Here is an 18,763-nt window from a genome sequence, read left to right as displayed (position 1 = left end):
GATCAGAATCCGGCCTTGATCTTTTCGAATTCGGCCAGCTGCTTTTCGCGCTGCGCCGGGTCGTTCGGGGTCTGGGCCAGGATCGGGGCGTCGACCTCGCTCAGACCTTCCTTGACGGCGGGTTCGTCCTTGATCGTTTCCATGGCGACGGTCGAGGTGTGGCCATAGCCGATCGTATCCAGAAGCCCCTTGGCCGCGCTGGGGGCCAGCCAGGCGTTGATGAAGTCATAGGCCTTGTCCTCGTTGCCCGGACCGTTCTTGAGGTTGATGAAGCCGCAGAAGAAGGTCGAGCTGCCTTCCTTGGGGGCGCGCTGGAAGCCGACCGGGAAGCCGTCCTTTTCCAGCAGCACCACGCCGTCGTTCCACGACCAGGCGACATCGACCGCGCCCGAGGCCATCAGCTGCGCCTGTTCGGCCGGATCGGCCCAATAGGCGGCGACATTCTGATGCGCCTGACGCAGCCAGTCGGCGGCAGCCTTGAACTGTTCGTCGGTCACGTCGGTCCAGTCGGTGACGCCGGTGGCCAGATAGGCCAGCGCCCAGACGTCATCGGCCGAATCGGGCAGCGACACGCGGCCCTGATACTTGGGATCGATGAACACGTTCAGGCTGGCGACATCCTCTTGCGGGACGGTGTCGCGGTTATAGGCGATGGCGGTGGCGCCCCAGTCGGTCGGGATATACCAAACGCCCTTGTCGTCCTTGAACACCTCGGAATCCAGAAAGCGCGGCGCGATGGTGTCGAAGGCGGGAATTTTCGACACGTCCCAGGGTTCGATCAGGCCGGCATCGCGGTATTTCGACACCATCTGCGAACAGGGATGGGCCACGTCCGCCTTGAAGCCCGAAGCCAGCTTCTGATAGGCCTCGTCATCGTCGCCGTAAAAGGCAAAGGTCGGCGATTGGCCGTGCTTGTCGATATAGCCCTGGAAGATCACGGGTTCTTCAAAGCCGGCCCAGTCGAAAACCGTCAGTTGGGGGTCGGCGGCCTGGGCGGCAGTGCCCAGCGCGGTGCCGGCAAGCAGGAACGCGGCGGCAGATTGGCGCAGCTTGTTCATCGGGGGCCTTTCCAGAAAGTGGTGGGATGGGGATGACGCTAGCGGCCGGACCGCGTCGCCGCAAGCCTTGCGCCGCATCGCTGCCGCCGGGCGAGATCACAAACCCGTCGCCCGCCCCTTGCCAGCGCCCCCTACCACCGGCCCGAGGCGCCGCCGCCGCGCGAGGACCCGCCGCCAAAACCGCCCGAGCGGTCGCGGCTGGCCCGGTAACCGGGGGTCGGCTCGCGGCGCAGCACCTGGCCGGTCGGGCCATACCAGATCGTCTGCGGGCGCAAGCGTTGCCGCGTTTCCTGCCAGCCGCAATCGGGGCAGCGGCGCGTCACCTGATCGTGGGACACCATATGGCCCCCCTCGGGCAGGGGGGTCGGCAGGGGGTCGGCGGTGGTCTGCAAGCTGCGGTGGCCGCATTGCGGACAGCGGTTGCGCCGCCATGCCTTGCGCAGCATTGCCCCCAGCGCCAGCAGCCAGGCCCCGCCGAACAGAAACGGCATGATGCGTTCCAGCGTGCTGTCGCGGCGGGGGGCAATAGGGCGGCCCTGCGCCTGTGGTTCGGCGATCAGAGCGATCACCGCATCGGTGCCGGCGCGGATGGCCTGGGAATAGCGCCCCTGGCGCAGGTCGGGCAGCATGGTGTTGCGCATGATCTCTTGCGCCAGGATGTCGGCGTCGCCGGGATAACCCCGGCCCAGCTCGATCCGCGCCTCGCGCTCTTGCGGCAGGACCAGCAGCATGAAGCCGTCGTCGCGGTCGGCCTGACCCACGCCCCAATGATTGAAAAGCCGTGTGGCAAAGGCCTCGAGCGTTTCGTTGCCCCGGGCATAGCTGGCGCGGTCGGGCAGGGTGACCACGGTGCCCTGAACCCCGGTGCGACGGGCCAGATCGTCCAGCGCCTGTTCCAGATGGCGGCGGTCGGCGTCGTCGATCAGCCCGGCGAAATCGTTCACCGTCGTGCTGCGCCACTGCGGCAAGTCCTGCGCAAGCGCCGCCCCGCCCGGCAGGGACAGCAAGACCAGACCGCCCCACAGCACCAGCAGCGCCGCGCGCAGGCCGAGCGCCCGCAATCCCTTTCGGGCGCGCGCGATCATCCCGGCAGGATTTCCGGCCCGCCGGCGATCAGCGGATCGGGCTGGCCGATGATCGCATCGTCGCGACCGGCGAAATCCACGGCGCGCAGGATGGTCTGGATCGCCGCGATGCGCGCGCGGCGCTTGTCATCGGCGCGGATGACCGTCCAGGGGGCGATGCCGGTGTGGCTGCGGGTCAGCGTGTCGCGGATCGCCTGGGTATAGTCGTCCCATTTCGCCAGACCGTCCACGTCGATGGGGCTGAGCTTCCATTGCTTCAGCGGGTCGCGTTCGCGGTCCAGGAAGCGGCGTAGCTGTTCGGCGCGACCGACATTCAGCCACAGCTTGACCAGGACGATGCCGTCATCGACCAGCATGTCCTCGAACAGGGGCAGCTGGCGAAAGAAGGTCTCGCGCTGGGTGGCCGAGGAAAAGCCGAACACGCGTTCGACCACGCCGCGGTTGTACCAGCTGCGGTCGAAAAGCGCGATCTCGCCCTGCGCCGGCAGCCAGTCGACATAGCGCTGGAAATACCATTGCCCTGCCTCGCGCTCATCGGGTTTGGGCAAGGCGACGATATAGGCCGAACGCGGGTTGAGGTTTTCGCGCACGCGTTCGATGGTGCCACCCTTGCCTGCGGCATCGCGGCCTTCAAACAGCACCACCACCCGCTTGCCGGTATGGATGACGTCGCGCATCAGCCGCACCAGCTGCACCTGCAGGCCCTGCATCGCGGCGTCGTAATCGCGCGATTTCATCTGTTCGCGATAAGGATATCCGGGGTCCAGAATCGCGTCCTTGTCAGCATCCTGCAGCATCTTGCGCAGATCGGCGGGCGCGTCCCTTTCCAGATAGGCCGAGATCGCCCCGACATAGGGCAGATCGGGCAGGGCTGCGGCAATCGAACCCGCCGCGGCCGGCGCCGCGCCGGGCTTTTTCCTTTCATCGGCCTTGTCTTTGGACTTGCCGCCTGACTTGCCGTTACGGGCCATTTTCACCCCTCGCCGATGCGGTTCAGATCGAAATAGGTGGTCTGATAGATCTCGTTGATCCAGTTACCGTAAAGCAGGTGGGCATGGCTGCGCCAGCGGTTCGTGGGCGTGCGTGCAGGGTCGTCGTCGGGGTAGTAGTTGACAGGCACGTTGATGGGCTTGCCCGCCGCGATGTCGCGTTCGTATTCGTCCTTCAGCGTTGTGCTGTCATATTCCAGATGGTTGAAGATATAGAGCGCGCGATGGCCGGCGTCCTCGATCAGGCAGGGCCCCACCTGGTCCGAGGCGATCAGCGTGCGCAGGTCCGGTCGGGCATCCACCTCGGCCTGGCGCACCTCGGTCCAGCGGCTGACCGGAACCAGGACATCGTCGGAAAAACCCCGCAGATAGGGCGAGGCAGGCGCCAGATTCTGATGGCGAAAGCAACCGAAAGCCTTCTGGTCCAGCATGTGCTTTGGCAGACGATGAAAATGCCAGGCCATGGCCATGCCACCCCAGCATACGCCGAATGTGGAATGGACATGGCGCTGGGTCCAGTCGAACACCCGTGTCAGTTCCTGCCAATAGGTCACCTGTTCAAAGGGCAGGTGCTCGACAGGGGCGCCGGTGATGATCAGCCCGTCGAACTTCTCGCCCGAGGCCTCGACCTCGCGGAAGGTGCGGTAGAAGCTGGCCATGTGATCAGCCGCCGTATTGCGGCTTTCGTGATCGGACATGCGGATCAGCTGAAAGTCGATCTGCAACGGCGTTGCGCCGATCAGGCGGGCAAACTGGTTTTCGGTCTGGATCTTTTTCGGCATCAGGTTCAACAGGCCGATGCGCAGCGGCCGGATGTCCTGGGTCGCTGCCCGGCCCGGCGACATGACCATCACGCCTTCGTTCGACAGGATGTCAAAGGCGGGCAGGTCATTGGGCAGGGTAATGGGCATCATGCATCCTTTCTGTCGATCGCCCGGCCGACCAGTTGGATCAGATCGGCCGGAGTTCTGACCTCGGCCACTTCCTCGGCCAGAATGGTTACGCCGCGGCGCGCCATGGCGGCATAGCGCGGCTGGCGGTGTTCCAGGGCGCGCGCATAAGTCCAGCGGATGAAATCATCCGGGTTGACCTGATCCTCGCGCAGCCCCTTTTCCACGCGGTAGTCGGTCCAGGCGCGATCCAGGAAATCGGGCTGGTAATACATCGGCTTGGGCGCGCGGTCGAACCGTCGCACCAGTTCGGCGGTATGATCGGCCGAACCCTTGATCCAGACCAGCAGCAGGTCGCGTTCCAGGCTGTCCAGCACCGGATCGCGTTCCGCCCAGGGGTCCACCACCTCGCAGACCGAGCCACCGGAATCGCAGACGAAATTGCCCAGGTTGTAAAGTTCTCGGGCACGGCGAATGAAGTGACTGGTGTCCAGCAGCGCGGCGATTTCGGCGCTGCGGTGCTGGCCCTGGCGGCGCATGTATTCCTCGAATGGCAGGCCGCCGCGGGTGACACTGCCGGGCTTGCCCAGATAGGTGGACAGCGGAGCCAGATTCTCGAAGGTGATGTTGCTGGCGATATAGACCGAATCCGACAGCAGCAATTCGCGCAGGAACGGCACCTTCATCGCCTCGCGCTTGAAATTGTCGGCGATCAGCTCGCCCATGTAGCGGGTGCCGATGCGGTAATCGACCGAGTAATGGAACCATTCGCCCGAGGCGCGCAGCATCGAGGCCAGATAGGTCTTGCCCAGACCCGACATGCCAAAGAACAGGATCCGCTTGCGCGGCGCCTGCAGCCATTCGTCGCGGGTCGTGTAAAGCATGATCCATCCCTGTCCGGTCGGCCGATAGTTAAGCCCAGCCGAAGCGGGATGAAAGGGGGCAGGCGGATCGTCGCCGCCGCGATCATTTTTTTTGCACCTCCCCTTGCATCCTGGATCGTCGTTCCCATCTGCAGACTGCGGACCGGGCCCCTCTGACGGCATGATTGTCGTGATGTCGGACCGCATCGAGCCTGCTCGGTGCCAGCCCGGAACCTTTCCCATCAGGCCAGCACCGGCATTCGTAGCATGTGGGAGCCTGTAGGAATGGAACCTTTCTATCTGACCTTGTTTCTGGGCACGCCCGTGTGGTTGTGGCTGCTGTTTCTGGCGCTGGTGGGCGCGCTGCTGGCCTTTGACCTGGGAGTGCTGAACCGCAAGGATCACGAAATCGGCGTGGCCGAAAGCCTCAAGCTTTCGGCCATGTATATTGGTCTGGGGCTGCTGTTCGGCGGCTTTGTCTGGTATCAGCTGGGCGCAGCCCCGGCGGCGGAATACCTGACCGCCTTTGTCGTCGAAAAGACGCTGGCGATGGACAACGTCTTTGTCATCGCGCTGATCTTCACCACCCTGTCGATCCCGCGTGCCTATCAGCACCGGGTGCTGTTCTGGGGCATCCTGGGCGTGATCGTGCTGCGCGGCATCATGATCGGCGTCGGCGCAACGCTGGTCGCGCAATACGGCTGGATCCTGTATATCTTTGCCGGCTTCCTGATCCTGACCGGCATCAAGATGCTGTTCATCGGCGAAAAAGAGCATGACATGGCCGACAACCCGGTGCTGAAGTTCCTGCGTCGCCGTCTGCCGCTGACGCAGGATCTGCACGGCCATGCCTTCTGGGTGCGTCAGCCCGATCCTGCGACGGGGCGGCTGCGTCGCTATGCCACGCCGCTGCTGCTGGCGCTGGTGATGATCGAGATCGTTGACGTGATCTTTGCCGTGGACTCGGTGCCGGCGGTCTTTGCCATCACCACCGACCCCTATATCGTCTATACCTCGAACATCTTCGCCATTTTGGGGCTGCGGGCGCTGTTCTTTGCTCTGGCGGCGATCATCCACCGCTTCCAGTATCTGAAGCAGGCGCTGGCGGTGCTGCTGGTGTTCATCGGGTCCAAGGTATTCATCGCCGATCTGCTTGGCATGGCCAAGTTTCCGCCCTCGCTGTCGCTGGGGATCACCTTTGCCATCCTGGGGACGGGCGTCGCCTATTCGCTGTGGCGCACCCGCCGCGACGGCAGCCATCAGGTTGCCCGCGACTGAGCGCCGGGGCGCGGCATCCATTCGCAACCGCGCGGGCCGGGGCATTTCCCGGCCCGCAGCCTTTCGCGCAGGGCGTCCGTCGTCATTCTGCCCTGACGTATGATTCCGTTCTAGCGCGGCGGGGACAAGCGCGCTATGCTTCGCCCCAGACCCGGAAAACCGGGCAGTCTCGCGGCACCGCTGCGAGACCGGAATCAGAGGCAGTGACGGCGGTATCCCATGACCGAGATGGTCTTTGGCACCACGCCCGTGCGGGCAGGTGATCCGATTCTTCCCCGATGGTGGCGAACGGTCGACCGATGGTCGCTGGCCTGTGTGCTGGGGCTGTTTGCCGTCGGGCTTCTGCTGGGGCTTGCGGCATCGGTGCCGCTGGCGGAAAAGAACAATCTGCCGCAGTTCTATTATGTCACCCGTCAGGCGGTTTTCGGCGCCGTGGCGCTGCTGATCATGCTGATCGTGTCGACATTCTCGCCGCGACAGGTGCGGCGGCTGGGCGTCGCCTGCTTTCTGGTCGCGCTGGTGGTGCTGATGGCGCTGCCCTTTGTCGGCACCGATTTCGGCAAGGGGGCGGTGCGCTGGCTGCGGCTGCCGGGCGGGGTTTCGATCCAGCCATCCGAGTTTCTCAAGCCCTGTTTCATCGCCGCCTGCGCATGGTGCTTTGCCGCCAATCAGGAGGTGGGCGGCCCGCCCGGCAGGCTGATTTCCTTTTTCATCGCCGCCCTGGTGGTGGTATTGCTGGCGCTTCAGCCCGATTTCGGGCAGGCATCGCTGGTGTTGTTTTCCTGGTGCGTGATGTATTTCATCGCCGGTGCGCCGCTGTATCTGCTGGGGGGCGTGATGGGGCTGGCGATGCTGGGCGGGTTCTTCGCCTATGGCGCCTCGGAACATTTCGCGCGCCGCATCAACGGCTTTCTGGCCGCCGAGGTCGATCCGCGCACCCAGCTGGGCTATGCCACCAATGCCATCCAGGAAGGCGGCTTCTTCGGCGTCGGCGTGGGCGAGGGATCGGTCAAATGGTCGCTGCCCGACGCCCATACCGATTTCATCATCGCCGTCGCGGCCGAGGAATACGGCCTGATCCTGGTGCTGATCATCATTGCTCTTTACGCCACCATCGTCATCCGCTCGCTGCTGCGCTTGCAGGACGAACGCGATCCCTTTGCCCGCATCGCCGGCACCGGCCTGGCCTGCGCGGTCGGCGTGCAGGCGCTGATCAACATGGGCGTGGCGGTGCGGCTGCTGCCGGCCAAGGGGATGACGCTGCCCTTTGTCAGCTATGGCGGCTCGTCGGTGATCGCCTCGGGGATCGCGGTGGGGATGCTGCTGGCGTTGACGCGCTCGCGGCCGCAGGGCCGCATCGGCGACGTGCTGGGGCGCGGCCGGGGATGACGGACGCCCGCCCCCTGTGCCTGATCGCGGCCGGTGGCACCGGCGGGCACATGTTCCCCGCCCAGTCCCTGGCCGAGGTGCTGCTGTCGCGCGGCTGGCGGGTCAAGCTGTCGACCGATGACCGCGGAGCGCGCTACGCCGGCAATTTCCCCGCCGAAATCCCGCGCGAGGTGGTCAGTTCGGCCACAACCGCGCGCGGCGGCGCGCTGGCGCGGCTGGCGGTTCCCCTGCGCATCGGCGCCGGCATCTGGGCAGCGCGCGCGGCGCTGCGCAGCGACCGTCCCGCGGTGGTCGTGGGCTTTGGCGGCTATCCGACCATCCCGGCGATGTCTGCGGCGCTGATGCTGGGCATTCCGCGGATGATCCACGAACAGAACGGGGTGATGGGGCGGGTCAACATGGCCTTTGCCCGCCGTGTGACACATGTCGCCTGTGGAACCTGGCCCACCAGCCTGCCCGAGGGGGTCACAGGGATTCATACGGGCAATCCCGTCCGACAGGCGGTGCTGGATCGCGCCGCCGCGCCCTATCAGCCACCATCTGCCGAGGGGCCGCTGAACCTTCTGGTCATCGGCGGCAGTCAGGGCGCGCGGGTGCTTTCCGATCAGGTGCCGGCGGCAATCGCCGGCCTGCCACAGGATCTGCGTGCGCGCCTGCAAGTCAGCCATCAGGCCCGGGCCGAGGACGCGGCGCGGGTCACGGCCGCCTACAACGATGCCGGCATCGCGGCCAGCGTGCAGCCGTTTTTCGACGACGTGCCCGCCCGGCTGGCGCAGGCACAGCTGGTCATCAGCCGCGCCGGCGCCTCGTCCATCGCCGACATCACCGTGATCGGGCGGCCGGCAATCCTGATTCCCTTTGCCGCCGCCACCGGCGATCACCAGACCGCGAATGCCCGCGCGATGGCGGAATCGGGCGCGGCGGTGCTGTTGCCCGAATCCGTGCTTGACGCCGAAAGCCTCAGGCGCGACATGCGGGACATTCTTTCCGACCCAGCCCGGGCCAGCCGCATGGCGGCCGCGGCGCTGACGCTGGGCCGCCCCGATGCGGCCACGCGCCTTGCAGATCTAGTGACGGAACTGACCCGATGAACGCAGCAACCAAACTTCCCGGCGAACTGGGGCCCATCCATTTCATCGGCATCGGCGGTATCGGCATGTCCGGGATTGCCGAGGTGCTGATGACGCTGGGCTATCAGGTGCAGGGGTCGGACGTCAGGCGCTCCAAGATCACCGACCGGCTGGAAAAGCTGGGCGCCACCATCTTCGAGGGTCAGTCCGCCGGCAATATCGGCGAAGCCGGCGTGGTGGTGATCTCGACCGCGATCAAGAAGGGCAACCCCGAACTTGAAGAGGCGCGCCGCCGCGGCCTGCCGATCGTGCGCCGGGCCGAGATGCTGGCCGAACTGATGCGCCTGCGCTCGAACGTCGCCATCGCCGGAACCCATGGCAAGACCACGACCACCACCATGGTGGCCACGCTGCTGGATGCGGGCGGCTTTGATCCGACGGTGATCAACGGCGGGGTGATCCACGCCTATGGCAGCAATGCGCGTGCCGGGGCGGGCGAGTGGATGGTGGTCGAGGCCGACGAAAGCGACGGCAGCTTCAACCGTCTGCCGGCGACCATCGCCATCGTCACCAATATCGACCCCGAACATATGGAGCACTGGGGCAGCTTCGACGCGCTGCGCAAGGGGTTCTACGATTTCGTCTCGAACATCCCGTTCTATGGGCTGGCGGTCTGCTGCACCGATCACCCCGAGGTGCAGGCGCTGGTGGGCAAGCTGACCGATCGCCGCGTGCGCACCTTTGGCTTCAACGCCCAGGCCGATGTGCGGGCGACGAACTTGCGCTATGAAAAGGGCATCGCGCATTTCGACATCGCCCTGCAGGGCGAGGCCGAGCTGAACGACGGCGAGGTGCCGGTGATCCAGGACTGCACCCTGCCGATGCCCGGCGATCACAATGTCAGCAATGCGCTGGCGGCGGTGGCCGTGGCGCGCCACCTGGGCATGAAGCGCGCGCAGATCCGCGAGGCACTTGCCCGCTTTGGCGGTGTCGGTCGGCGCTTTACCCGCGTGGGCGAGGTGAACGGCGTGACCATCATCGACGATTACGGCCACCACCCGGTCGAGATCGCCGCGGTGCTGAAGGCGGCGCGTCAGGCCACGACCGGCCGCGTCATCGCCGTGCACCAGCCCCACCGCTATACCCGGCTGTCGAACCTGTTCGACGATTTCTGCACCTGTTTCAACGAGGCCGATGTCGTCGCCATTGCCGAGGTCTATTCGGCCGGCGAAGAGCCGATCCCGGGCGCCTCGCGCGACGATCTGGTAGCCGGGCTGATCGCCCATGGTCACCGCCACGCCCGCGCGGTGATGGACGAGGCCGACCTGGCGCGGCTGGTGCGCGAGCAGGCGCGGCCCGGCGACATGGTGGTCTGCCTGGGGGCCGGGACGATTTCGGCCTGGGCCAACAACCTGCCCGAGCAGCTGACCGAGAAAGCGGCATGATCCTGTTGGCCAGTCACCCCCTGATCGCGGCGGGTTGTGCGATCCTGTGGGGTATTTGCGCCTGCCTGCTGCCACGGGTCTCTGCGCGCAAGCGTTCGGCGATGCTGTGGGGGCTTGTGCTGACAGGGGTGCCGGTTCTGGGCTGGCTGACCTATCTGCTGGGGCCGGTGTTCGGGGTGCTGTTCCTGTCGCTGGGATTGTCGCTGCTGGTCTGGCCCCCCTTTGGTGGACGGGGCCGACGCGGAGATGCGCATTAGCAAGGCAAACAGGCCCCGGTCAGGGAACGGTGGCATGCCGACGACCGACGGGGCATTTTCTCGCGACGACGACTGCCTGAACGTCGCTCGTGGCGGGGGCGGGCGCATTGACGGCGCACGGGCGGGGCATTAGTCACGCCGCCATGAACATCATGCTGCCCACACCACGCGGGGTTCTGACCCCGAACCGCCCCTTGGCCGATCTGACCTGGCTGCGCGTGGGCGGGCCCGCCGACTGGTTTTTCCAGCCTGCCGACATCGATGATCTGGCCGGCTTTCTGCGTGACCTGCACCCCGATGTGGACGTATTTGCGATGGGTGTGGGCTCGAACCTGATCGTGCGTGACGGTGGGGTGGCCGGGGTTGTGATCCGCCTGGGGCGGGGCTTCAACAACATCGAGATTTCCGGCGATCTGATTACCGCCGGCGCGGCGGCGCTGGATGCGCATGTGGCGCGCAAGGCAGCCGAAGCCGGGCGCGACCTGACCTTCCTGCGCACGATTCCGGGCAGCATCGGCGGCGCGGTGCGCATGAATGCAGGCTGCTATGGCAGCTATGTTGCCGATCATCTGGTCGAGGTGCGCGCGGTCGCCCGCGACGGCAGCATTCACGACCTGGCCGCCGAAACCTTGCGCCTGGCCTATCGCCACGCCGAAATTCCGCCCGGCTGGGTCATTACCCGCGCAATCTTCCGCGCCCCTGCCGGTGATCCCGATGTGCTGGCGCGGCGGATGCAGGATCAGCTGGCGCGGCGCGACGCCAGCCAGCCGACCCGCGAACGCAGCGCCGGATCGACCTTTCGCAATCCGGCGGGGTTTTCATCGACCGGACGGGCGGACGATACGCATGAGCTGAAGGCCTGGGCGCTGATCGACGCGGCAGGATTGCGCGGCTATCGGCTGGGCGGCGCACAGATGTCGGAAAAACACCCGAACTTCCTTTTGAACGCCGAAGGCGCCAGCGCGGCCGAGCTTGAGGCCCTGGGCGAGCTTGTGCGCAGGCGCGTGCGCGAGACCAGCGGCCACGACCTGCAATGGGAGGTCATCCGCATCGGTCGGCCGTAACCCGCGCGAGGGCGCGGAAATCTCGCGTCCCGGATGAAAAGGGACTTTTGCGATTTCGCACAAGCGGCTATCCTTGCCTGATAAGCACCCGGATCAACCGGGAACAAGAGGCATAAATTGGCGGGCAGGTCGAGCGGGACAGCCCCTAAAGTCGTGGTCCTGATGGGCGGACCCTCGGCCGAGCGCGAGGTGTCGCTGTCATCGGGTCGGGAATGCGCAAAGGCGCTGCGACTGGCGGGCTATGAAGTCGTCGAAGTTGATGCGGGCAAGGACTTGCCCGAGCGTCTGGCCGAGCACGCGCCAGACGTGGTCTTCAATGCCCTGCACGGGCGCTGGGGCGAGGATGGCTGCGTCCAGGGGCTGATGGACTGGCTGGGCTATCGCTATACCCATTCGGGGGTTCTGGCTTCGGCGCTGGCGATGGACAAGACGCGCGCCAAGCAGGCGCTGCGCGCCGCCGGGCTGCCGGTGGCCGAAAGCCTGATCGCCGCCGCCGAGGATGTGCGCCGCGGCCACCTGATGCCGCCCCCCTATGTGGTCAAGCCCAATGACGAAGGCTCTTCGGTCGGGGTCTATATCGTGCACGACGGCGCCAACGGGCCGCCGCAGCTGTCGGCGCAGATGCCGGCGCAGGTCATGGTCGAAGCCTATGTCGCCGGGCGCGAACTGACGGTCGCGGTTCTGGGCGACCGTGCCCTGGGCGTGACCGAGATCATCACCGACGGCTGGTATGATTACGACGCGAAATACAGCCCCGGCGGATCGCGCCATGTGGTGCCGGCAGAAATTCCGCAAGAAATCGCGGACGCCTGTTGCGACTATGCCGTGCGGGCGCATAAGGCTCTGGGCTGTCGCGGGTTGAGCCGCAGCGACTTTCGCTGGGATCCTGATCGCGGGCTGGCCGGGCTAATCATGCTTGAGGTGAATACCCAACCCGGCATGACCCCGACCTCGCTGGCGCCAGAACAGGCCGCGCATGTGGGCATGGATTTCCCCGCACTGTGCCGCTGGATCGTCGAGGAGGCGCTATGCAGGGATTGAACCCGTTTCACCGGAACGACGGCGCGGGGGGGCGCCCGGTGCCCGGCCGTCCCGCGCCCGCGCGTCCTGCGCCGATGGGTGCAGCGCGCCCGCAGCGCAAGGATCCGGCGCCTTCGCGACTGGCCTATCGCCTGAACCGGATGATGCTGCGCCCGCTGGTGCGGCGACTGGTCCATGTCGGGCTGCCGGCCTTTCTGGCGGCACTGGTGGCGGGGATCTGGCTGTCGGACGAAACCCGGCGCGCGCATCTGACCGGCGGCATCGACGCGATCGTCGATCGGGTTCAGCACCGCGATGCCTTCATGGTCAAGATGATGACGGTCGAGGGGGCGTCGCCCGTGGTCGACAAGGCGCTGCGGGCGATGCTGCCGGTCGAACTGCCGGCATCAAGCTTTGAAATCGATCTGGCCAAGCTGCGTGATCGCGTGCTGGCGCTGGACGCGGTCGAGGCGGTCGATCTGCGCATCAAGCCCGGCGGCGTGCTGTCGGCGGTGGTGACCGAACGGGTGCCTGCGATCATGTGGCGCCATGCCCGCGGTATCGACATGCTGGACAAGACCGGCCACCGCGTCGCCTCTGCCACCGCCCGCGATGTTCGGGGCGATCTGCCCATCATCGCCGGAGAGGGTGCCGATCGTGCTGCTGCCGAGGCATTGGCGCTGATCGATGCGGCCGGCCCCATCCTGCCGCGGCTGCGCGGGCTGGAACGCATCGGCGAGCGGCGCTGGGACGTAGTGCTGGATCGCGGCCAGCGTATCCTGCTGCCCGAGGACGGCGCCCTGCTGGCCTTGGAGCGCGTGATCGCCCAGGATCGCGCCCAGCATCTGCTGGACCGCGATGTGCAGGTCGTGGATCTGCGGTTGCAGGCTCGCCCGGTGGTGCGGCTTGGGCTGGATGCCCAGAACGCCATTCGCCGCGCACGGGGTCACCCCGAAATCGGTCCCGACGGCAAACCGATCGAGGCGGTTGCAGACAAGACCTCGAAAAGCTCCAGGAAAAGCGGTTAAAATCTTGAAGAGGCAGGCATGATGAAGGATCTGTGTCAAGGTCAGCGCGCCATGCGCGCGATGCGCCGCCAGGCCATGCAGCGGGGCGTGATCGCCGTGCTGGACATCGGAACCTCGAAGATCGCTTGCCTGGTGTTGCAATTCGATGGCCCCAGCCAGTTCCGGGAAACCGACGGTGTGGGCCCGATGGCGGGACAGTCCAACTTTCGTGTGATCGGCACCGCCCACACTCGGGCCCGCGGCATGCGGTTCGGGGAAATCGAGGTAATGGCCGAAACCGAACGCGCGATCCGCACCGTGATCCAGTCGGCACAGAAGGTCGCCGGCGCGCGGGTCGATCATGTGATCGCCTGCATCTCTGGCGCGCGTCCCGCCAGCTATGGGCTGGCAGGCGAGATCGTGCTGGACGGGGGCAGGGTCGGCGAGCATGACGTGGCCCGGGTGCTTGCGTCCTGCGAGGTGCCCGATTTTGGCAGGGGGCGCGAGGTCCTGCACGCTCAGCCGGTGAATTTTGCGCTGGACGGACGTTCGGGTTTGTCCGATCCGCGCGATCAATCGGGCAATCGCCTGGCTTGCGACATGCACGTGCTGACCATCGATGCGGTGGCGGCGTCGAACCTTGTGACCTGCATCCGGCGCTGCGACATGGAACTGGCCGGGGTCGCCTCGGCATCCTATGGCGCAGGCCTGGCCGCGCTGGTCGAGGACGAGCAGGAGCTGGGTGCGGCCTGCATCGACATGGGCGGCGGCACCACCGGCGTGTCGGTATTCATCAAGAAGCACATGATCTTTGCCGATGCGGTGCGGGCTGGTGGCGATCTGATAACGCATGACATCGCGCAGGGTTTGCGCATCGGTTACGCGCAGGCCGAACGGCTCAAGACCCTGCATGGCGGGTTGGAGGTGACCGGCCGCGACGACCGCGAGATGATCGAACTGGGCGGAGAGACCGGCGACTGGGATACCGACCGGCGCAGCATCAGCCGCGCCGACCTGATCGCGATCATGCGCCCCCGTGTGGAAGAAATCCTTGAGAAGGTGGCCGAAATCCTGGATGCGGCGGGATTCGACGACATGCCCTCCCGCCAGATCGTGCTGACCGGCGGCGGCAGCCAGATCCCGGGGCTGGACGTGCTGGCGGCCCGGATGCTGGGGCAGAACGTTCGCATCGGTCGCCCGCTGCGCATTCAGGGCCTGCCCCATAACGCAACCGCACCCGGTTTTTCATCGGCCGTCGGCCTGGCGTTGCTGACGGCGCATCCTCAGGACGAATGGTGGGATTTCGACATGCCCGCCGAACATTATCCGGCCCGCAGCCTGCGCCGGGCCTATCGCTGGTTCCGCAACAACTGGTAGGCGCTTGCGGGGCCGCATCAGGTGGTGGAAATCCATATTTCCACCACATGCAGCGCAATGGGCAAGATGCCGCCGAAACTGCCGATTGGCACCGCCATATTTGGTGGAACGACTGTGTTTTTCGGGTGACGCTTGCCGAGAATCTGGTTAGGCTTGGCAAATACGGGGATTCGACCGGACACGGCGCAGGTCCGGCGCAACATACAAGGCAGGCGAAACATGGAACGGCAGATCCATCTGATGCTGAACGATGACCAGGAACTGAAGCCGCGGATCACCGTCTTCGGCGTCGGCGGCGCGGGCGGCAATGCGGTCAACAACATGATCGAAAAGCAGCTCGAGGGTGTCGAGTTCGTGGTGGCGAACACCGACGCCCAGGCGCTGCAATCGTCCAAGGCCGAACATCGCATCCAGATCGGTCCCAAGGTCACTGAGGGCCTTGGTGCCGGTGCCAAGCCCGCCATCGGCGCCAAGGCGGCCGAGGAGACGATCGAGGATATCGTCGATCACCTGATGGGTGCGCATATGTGCTTCATTACCGCCGGCATGGGCGGCGGCACCGGCACCGGCGCCGCCCCGATCATTGCCCAGGCTGCGCGTGAAATGGGCATCCTGACCGTCGGCGTCGTCACCAAGCCCTTCCAGTTCGAGGGCAGCAAGCGCATGCGCCAGGCCGAAGAAGGCGTCGAGGCGCTGCAAAAGGTCGTCGATACCCTGATCATCATTCCCAACCAGAACCTGTTCCGCCTCGCCAACGAAAAGACCACCTTCACCGAAGCTTTCGCCATGGCCGACGACGTGCTTTACCAGGGCGTCAAGGGCGTGACTGATCTGATGGTTCGGCCCGGCCTGATCAACCTCGACTTTGCCGATGTGCGCGCAGTCATGGACGAGATGGGCAAGGCGATGATGGGCACGGGCGAAGCCTCGGGCGAAAACCGCGCCGTGCAGGCGGCCGAAAAGGCGATCGCGAACCCGCTGCTGGACGAAATCAGCCTGAACGGCGCCAAGGGTGTTCTGATCAACATCACCGGCGGTTACGACCTGACCCTGTTCGAGATGGACGAGGCTGCGGAAAAGATCCGCGAGAAGGTCGATCCCGACGCCAATATCATCGTCGGTTCGACCCTGGATCCGTCCATGGAAGGCACCATCCGGGTTTCGGTGGTGGCGACCGGAATCGACGCCGCGGCCGCCGAGGTTCCGGCGCCTCGCCGCGGGATGCGCGAGCCTTTGACCCAGACGCCCTTGAGCCACAGCAAGGTCGAGGATGACCTGCCGGTGCCGCCGCGCCGTTCGCCCGTCGAAGCAGCGCCGCAGCCTGCCGCAGCCGTGCGTCCGCAACCCGCCGCCCGGTTCGAGGATGACGAGATGCCGCGCCCGGCCTATCAGCCCGAACTGCGCCAACCCAGCGCCCTTGCACCGGCCCGCGATACGCTGAACAACGATGCCAGCGGTTTCGTGGCCCCCACCCGAACCGCCCAGGCGCCGGCTGGCACGCCCTCGGACGCGGTGATGCAGCGTCTGAGCGCCGCCGTAGCCAAGGCGCCCGAGCGCGCGGCAGCGGCGCAGCAGCGCACCGCAGCGCCGCAACCCGAACCCGCGCGGCCTCATGGCCGCATGGGCGGACTTAGCCGGATGCTCGAGCGGATTTCCGGTCATGCCGAACCGGCGGAAAAGCCCGCGGCATCCACCATCGCTGAACGCGTCAGCGAAAGGGTCGCTGCCCGCAGCCGCAACGGGCTGGATGCCGGGTTCGACGATCTGGCCAGCCCTGATCGCGCGGGCGAGAATGTGGAAATCCCGGCATTCCTGCGCCGGCAAGCGAACTAGCCAGATCACAACTCTGTGCGCGCAATGATTGAAAAGGTCCGCTGACGCGGGCCTTTTCCTGTTTATACACAAAGGGTTGGAAAATCGGGGCGCCAAGGGTCGTCCGGCGCCGGGCGTTTGTTTCAGGTCGTTACAAATCGTTAATTGTGGTGGGCGCGGGGCGTGCCTAACTCGGACAGTAACGGGGAATCCCCTTTCGTCTTGAACAGTTATCGCAGGCCAGACCATGCAGACCACCATCGCACAGAAAGCCCAGTTCCGCGGCGTCGGGCTGCACTCGGGCGCGGCCGTGCGTCTGGCGATTTTGCCGGCGCCGGCCGATCATGGCATCGTCTTTGTGCGCACCGATCTGGGCGGCGCACGAATCCCGGCCTTGTGGGATCGGGTGACGCCGTCGCAGCTTTGCACCCTTCTGGACAATGGCCAGGGGGCGACCGTTTCGACGGTCGAACATGTCATGGCCGCCTTGGCCGGAACCGGCATTCACAATGCCATCGTCGAAGTGAACGGTCCCGAAGTTCCGATCCTGGACGGTTCGGCCGCGCCATTCGTTCAGGGTATCCTGCAGGCGGGATTGCGTCGCTATTCCCAGGCTCCGCTGCGGGCAATCCGCGTCCTGCGCGAGGTCGAGGTTCAAAATGGCGAGGCTTTCGCGCGCCTTTCCCCTGCGGACCACCTGGAAATCCATTTCGACATCAGTTTCGCGGACGCGGCTATCGGCCATCAGGAAAAATATCTGGACATGGCGAATGGCAGCTTTGTCCATGAGCTGATGGACAGCCGCACGTTCTGCCGACAAGCCGATGTCGTTCACATGCAGCAGAACGGGCTGGCCCTGGGCGGCACCTATCTCAATGCGGTGGTGGTCGATGGCGACAAGGTGCTGTCCCCCGGCGGCTTGCGCCATCGCGATGAGGCCGTGCGGCACAAGATGCTGGATGCGGTGGGCGATCTTGCCCTGGCCGGAGCGCCGCTTCTGGCGCGATATACCGGTCACCGCGCCGGTCACGCGCTGACCAACAAGCTGCTGCGGGCGCTTTTCTCCCAGCCTGATGCCTGGGAATGGCAGACCCTGACCCCGGCGATGGAGCGCGCTCTGCCAGGGGCGGGCGTGTTTTCCGACCCTGCGCTGCGCGGTCAGCAACGTCAGTTGGCGGTCGCCTGACCGTGACGCGATTGCGCGCTTTTTTGCGGTTTTGGCATTTTGCGCAGCCCGTTTTTCTATGCTAGGACGACCGGGCTGCGCGGCTCTTGCGCCTTGCGGCGGGACAGAATCGTGACGGGCAGGGTTGGTATGACAGGCATCAGATCGGGTTCCTTGGTCGCGGCTGTGCTGTCGGTCGGCCTTTTGGCTGCTTGTGGTGGCGGCGGCACCTCGGCGAACGATTCGCTGGAAAGCTTTACCGCCGAACAGATTTACAAGCGCGGCGAATACGAACTTGAGAATGCGCGCAAACCCAAGGAAGCGATCAGGTATTTTTCCGAGGTCGAGCGGCTTTACCCCTATTCCGAATGGGCCAAGCGCGCCTTGATCATGCAAGCCTATTCCCTGCATCGCGCCCGCAATTACGAAGAGGCGCGCGGCGCGGCGCAGCGTTTCATCGATACCTATCCCGGTGACGAGGATGCGGCCTATGCCAAGTATCTGCTGGCCCTGTCCTACTACGATCAGATTGACGAGGTTGGCCGCGACCAGGGCCTGACCTTCCAGGCGTTGCAGGCCCTGCGCGAGGTCATCGAGCAATATCCGGATACGGAATATGCGCGCTCCTCGATCCTGAAGTTCGATCTGGCATTCGACCATCTTGCGGCCAAGGAAATGGAAATCGGCCGCTACTATCTCAAGCGCGGCCATTACACCGCCGCCATCAATCGCTTCCGTGTGGTGGTCGAGGAGTTCCAGACCACCAGCCACACGCCCGAGGCGCTCATGCGCCTTGTCGAAGCCTATCTGGCGCTGGGGTTGAACGATCAGGCGCAGACAGCCGGGGCGATCCTGGGCCACAACTTCCAGTCCTCGCCTTTCTACGAGGATGCCTATGCGCAGCTGCGCGGCCAGGGCCTGAAGCCCGAGGCGCGCGGCAACAGCTGGCTGACCAATGTCTATCGCCAGGTGATCCAGGGCAAGTGGCTTTGAT

18 protein-coding genes are annotated in these 18,763 nt (G+C 65.5%); 12 read left to right on the top strand and 6 right to left on the bottom strand.

All coding sequences use genetic code 11. From position 1 onward, the window contains the following. Positions 1 to 2: 2 nt before the first annotated feature. The 5 genes from GB880_RS13605 to GB880_RS13585 form a co-directional block, all read right to left on the bottom strand. Complete coding sequence (locus GB880_RS13605) at positions 3 to 1,058, bottom strand: ABC transporter substrate-binding protein (RefSeq protein WP_154493728.1); 1,056 nt, start codon at positions 1,056 to 1,058, stop codon at positions 3 to 5. Between the two features lie 131 nt (positions 1,059 to 1,189). Next, positions 1,190 to 2,143, bottom strand: a complete 954-nt coding sequence (locus tag GB880_RS13600) for a TPM domain-containing protein (protein WP_263467193.1) — start codon at positions 2,141 to 2,143, stop codon at positions 1,190 to 1,192. Next, positions 2,140 to 3,114, bottom strand: coding sequence for a polyphosphate kinase 2 (ppk2, locus tag GB880_RS13595; RefSeq protein ID WP_154493803.1), 975 nt, complete (start codon positions 3,112 to 3,114; stop codon positions 2,140 to 2,142). Before ppk2 ends, GB880_RS13600 begins: the two co-directional genes overlap by 4 nt. A 2-nt stretch (positions 3,115 to 3,116) precedes the next feature. After that, positions 3,117 to 4,043 carry a homoserine O-acetyltransferase MetA gene (gene metA, locus GB880_RS13590; RefSeq protein ID WP_154493804.1) on the bottom strand — a complete coding sequence of 309 codons (927 nt, stop codon included), beginning with the start codon at positions 4,041 to 4,043 and terminating at the stop codon, positions 3,117 to 3,119. Continuing rightward, entirely contained in the window at positions 4,043 to 4,906 is an 864-nt protein-coding gene (locus GB880_RS13585; protein ID WP_154493805.1) for an ATPase, read from the bottom strand. Before GB880_RS13585 ends, metA begins: the two co-directional genes overlap by 1 nt. Positions 4,907 to 5,170: 264 nt before the next feature. Here GB880_RS13585 and GB880_RS13580 point away from each other — a divergent pair, with 264 nt between their 5' ends. The 9 genes from GB880_RS13580 to ftsA all read left to right on the top strand — a co-directional run bounded on the left by GB880_RS13580 (position 5,171) and on the right by ftsA (position 14,792). Further along, entirely contained in the window at positions 5,171 to 6,163 is a 993-nt protein-coding gene (locus tag GB880_RS13580; protein WP_154493806.1) for a TerC family protein, read from the top strand. Positions 6,164 to 6,382: 219 nt separating this feature from the next. Then, positions 6,383 to 7,552, top strand: a complete 1,170-nt coding sequence (locus GB880_RS13575; RefSeq protein WP_154493807.1) for a peptidoglycan glycosyltransferase FtsW — start codon at positions 6,383 to 6,385, stop codon at positions 7,550 to 7,552. After that, complete coding sequence (gene murG / locus GB880_RS13570) at positions 7,549 to 8,643, top strand: undecaprenyldiphospho-muramoylpentapeptide beta-N-acetylglucosaminyltransferase (RefSeq protein WP_154493808.1); 1,095 nt, start codon at positions 7,549 to 7,551, stop codon at positions 8,641 to 8,643. The genes GB880_RS13575 and murG overlap by 4 nt, the downstream gene beginning before the upstream one ends. Next, positions 8,640 to 10,067 (top strand): UDP-N-acetylmuramate--L-alanine ligase, encoded by a 1,428-nt coding sequence (murC, locus tag GB880_RS13565; RefSeq protein WP_154493809.1) that lies wholly within the window; start codon positions 8,640 to 8,642, stop codon positions 10,065 to 10,067. Before murG ends, murC begins: the two co-directional genes overlap by 4 nt. Beyond that, positions 10,064 to 10,324, top strand: a complete 261-nt coding sequence (locus tag GB880_RS13560) for a DUF2484 family protein (RefSeq protein WP_154493810.1) — start codon at positions 10,064 to 10,066, stop codon at positions 10,322 to 10,324. The genes murC and GB880_RS13560 overlap by 4 nt, the downstream gene beginning before the upstream one ends. Before the next feature lie 152 nt (positions 10,325 to 10,476). Beyond that, complete coding sequence (gene murB / locus GB880_RS13555) at positions 10,477 to 11,388, top strand: UDP-N-acetylmuramate dehydrogenase (protein WP_195840843.1); 912 nt, start codon at positions 10,477 to 10,479, stop codon at positions 11,386 to 11,388. A 117-nt stretch (positions 11,389 to 11,505) separates the two neighbouring features. Next, positions 11,506 to 12,429, top strand: a complete 924-nt coding sequence (locus tag GB880_RS13550; RefSeq protein ID WP_154493812.1) for a D-alanine--D-alanine ligase — start codon at positions 11,506 to 11,508, stop codon at positions 12,427 to 12,429. After that, positions 12,417 to 13,436: a cell division protein FtsQ/DivIB gene (locus GB880_RS13545; RefSeq protein WP_154493813.1), complete on the top strand. Its 1,020-nt coding sequence runs from the start codon at positions 12,417 to 12,419 to the stop codon at positions 13,434 to 13,436. Before GB880_RS13550 ends, GB880_RS13545 begins: the two co-directional genes overlap by 13 nt. Before the next feature lie 21 nt (positions 13,437 to 13,457). Further along, positions 13,458 to 14,792 carry a cell division protein FtsA gene (gene ftsA / locus GB880_RS13540; protein ID WP_154493819.1) on the top strand — a complete coding sequence of 445 codons (1,335 nt, stop codon included), beginning with the start codon at positions 13,458 to 13,460 and terminating at the stop codon, positions 14,790 to 14,792. A 17-nt stretch (positions 14,793 to 14,809) separates the two neighbouring features. On the opposite strand, the gene GB880_RS13535 is transcribed toward ftsA, so the two are convergent. Further along, positions 14,810 to 15,013: a hypothetical protein gene (locus GB880_RS13535; RefSeq protein ID WP_154493814.1), complete on the bottom strand. Its 204-nt coding sequence runs from the start codon at positions 15,011 to 15,013 to the stop codon at positions 14,810 to 14,812. Between GB880_RS13535 and ftsZ the strand changes: the two genes are divergently transcribed. The 3 genes from ftsZ (at position 15,012) to GB880_RS13520 (ending at position 18,762) form a co-directional block, all read left to right on the top strand. After that, the gene (gene ftsZ, locus GB880_RS13530) at positions 15,012 to 16,625 is read left to right on the top strand and encodes a cell division protein FtsZ (protein WP_154493815.1); all 1,614 of its coding nucleotides are present in this window, start codon (positions 15,012 to 15,014) and stop codon (positions 16,623 to 16,625) included. The genes GB880_RS13535 and ftsZ overlap by 2 nt on opposite strands. Positions 16,626 to 16,851: 226 nt before the next feature. Next, positions 16,852 to 17,790 carry a UDP-3-O-acyl-N-acetylglucosamine deacetylase gene (gene lpxC, locus GB880_RS13525; protein ID WP_154493816.1) on the top strand — a complete coding sequence of 313 codons (939 nt, stop codon included), beginning with the start codon at positions 16,852 to 16,854 and terminating at the stop codon, positions 17,788 to 17,790. Between the two features lie 129 nt (positions 17,791 to 17,919). Beyond that, positions 17,920 to 18,762: an outer membrane protein assembly factor BamD gene (locus tag GB880_RS13520; RefSeq protein ID WP_154493817.1), complete on the top strand. Its 843-nt coding sequence runs from the start codon at positions 17,920 to 17,922 to the stop codon at positions 18,760 to 18,762. Position 18,763 lies beyond the last annotated feature (1 nt).

The organism is Paracoccus sp. SMMA_5_TC, assembly GCF_009696685.2.
Taxonomy (GTDB): domain Bacteria; phylum Pseudomonadota; class Alphaproteobacteria; order Rhodobacterales; family Rhodobacteraceae; genus Paracoccus.
Note: the sequence above shows the minus strand (reverse complement) of the source record. Positions and strands in the feature narration are given on the sequence as shown.

Excerpts from the sequence above, each read along its gene's own strand:
- GB880_RS13560 (WP_154493810.1), top strand. The coding sequence starts at position 10,064 with ATGATCCTGTTGGCCAGTCACCCCCTGATCGCGGCGGGTTGTGCGATC.
- murG (WP_154493808.1), top strand. The coding sequence starts at position 7,549 with ATGACGGACGCCCGCCCCCTGTGCCTGATCGCGGCCGGTGGCACCGGC.
- GB880_RS13600 (WP_263467193.1), bottom strand. The coding sequence starts at position 2,143 with ATGATCGCGCGCGCCCGAAAGGGATTGCGGGCGCTCGGCCTGCGCGCG.
- GB880_RS13520 (WP_154493817.1), top strand. The coding sequence starts at position 17,920 with ATGACAGGCATCAGATCGGGTTCCTTGGTCGCGGCTGTGCTGTCGGTC.
- GB880_RS13605 (WP_154493728.1), bottom strand. The coding sequence starts at position 1,058 with ATGAACAAGCTGCGCCAATCTGCCGCCGCGTTCCTGCTTGCCGGCACC.
- GB880_RS13580 (WP_154493806.1), top strand. The coding sequence starts at position 5,171 with ATGGAACCTTTCTATCTGACCTTGTTTCTGGGCACGCCCGTGTGGTTG.
- ftsA (WP_154493819.1), top strand. The coding sequence starts at position 13,458 with ATGAAGGATCTGTGTCAAGGTCAGCGCGCCATGCGCGCGATGCGCCGC.
- metA (WP_154493804.1), bottom strand. The coding sequence starts at position 4,043 with ATGCCCATTACCCTGCCCAATGACCTGCCCGCCTTTGACATCCTGTCG.
- ppk2 (WP_154493803.1), bottom strand. The coding sequence starts at position 3,114 with ATGGCCCGTAACGGCAAGTCAGGCGGCAAGTCCAAAGACAAGGCCGAT.
- ftsZ (WP_154493815.1), top strand. The coding sequence starts at position 15,012 with ATGGAACGGCAGATCCATCTGATGCTGAACGATGACCAGGAACTGAAG.
- murC (WP_154493809.1), top strand. The coding sequence starts at position 8,640 with ATGAACGCAGCAACCAAACTTCCCGGCGAACTGGGGCCCATCCATTTC.
- murB (WP_195840843.1), top strand. The coding sequence starts at position 10,477 with ATGCTGCCCACACCACGCGGGGTTCTGACCCCGAACCGCCCCTTGGCC.
- GB880_RS13535 (WP_154493814.1), bottom strand. The coding sequence starts at position 15,013 with ATGTTTCGCCTGCCTTGTATGTTGCGCCGGACCTGCGCCGTGTCCGGT.
- GB880_RS13575 (WP_154493807.1), top strand. The coding sequence starts at position 6,383 with ATGACCGAGATGGTCTTTGGCACCACGCCCGTGCGGGCAGGTGATCCG.
- lpxC (WP_154493816.1), top strand. The coding sequence starts at position 16,852 with ATGCAGACCACCATCGCACAGAAAGCCCAGTTCCGCGGCGTCGGGCTG.
- GB880_RS13585 (WP_154493805.1), bottom strand. The coding sequence starts at position 4,906 with ATGCTTTACACGACCCGCGACGAATGGCTGCAGGCGCCGCGCAAGCGG.
- GB880_RS13545 (WP_154493813.1), top strand. The coding sequence starts at position 12,417 with ATGCAGGGATTGAACCCGTTTCACCGGAACGACGGCGCGGGGGGGCGC.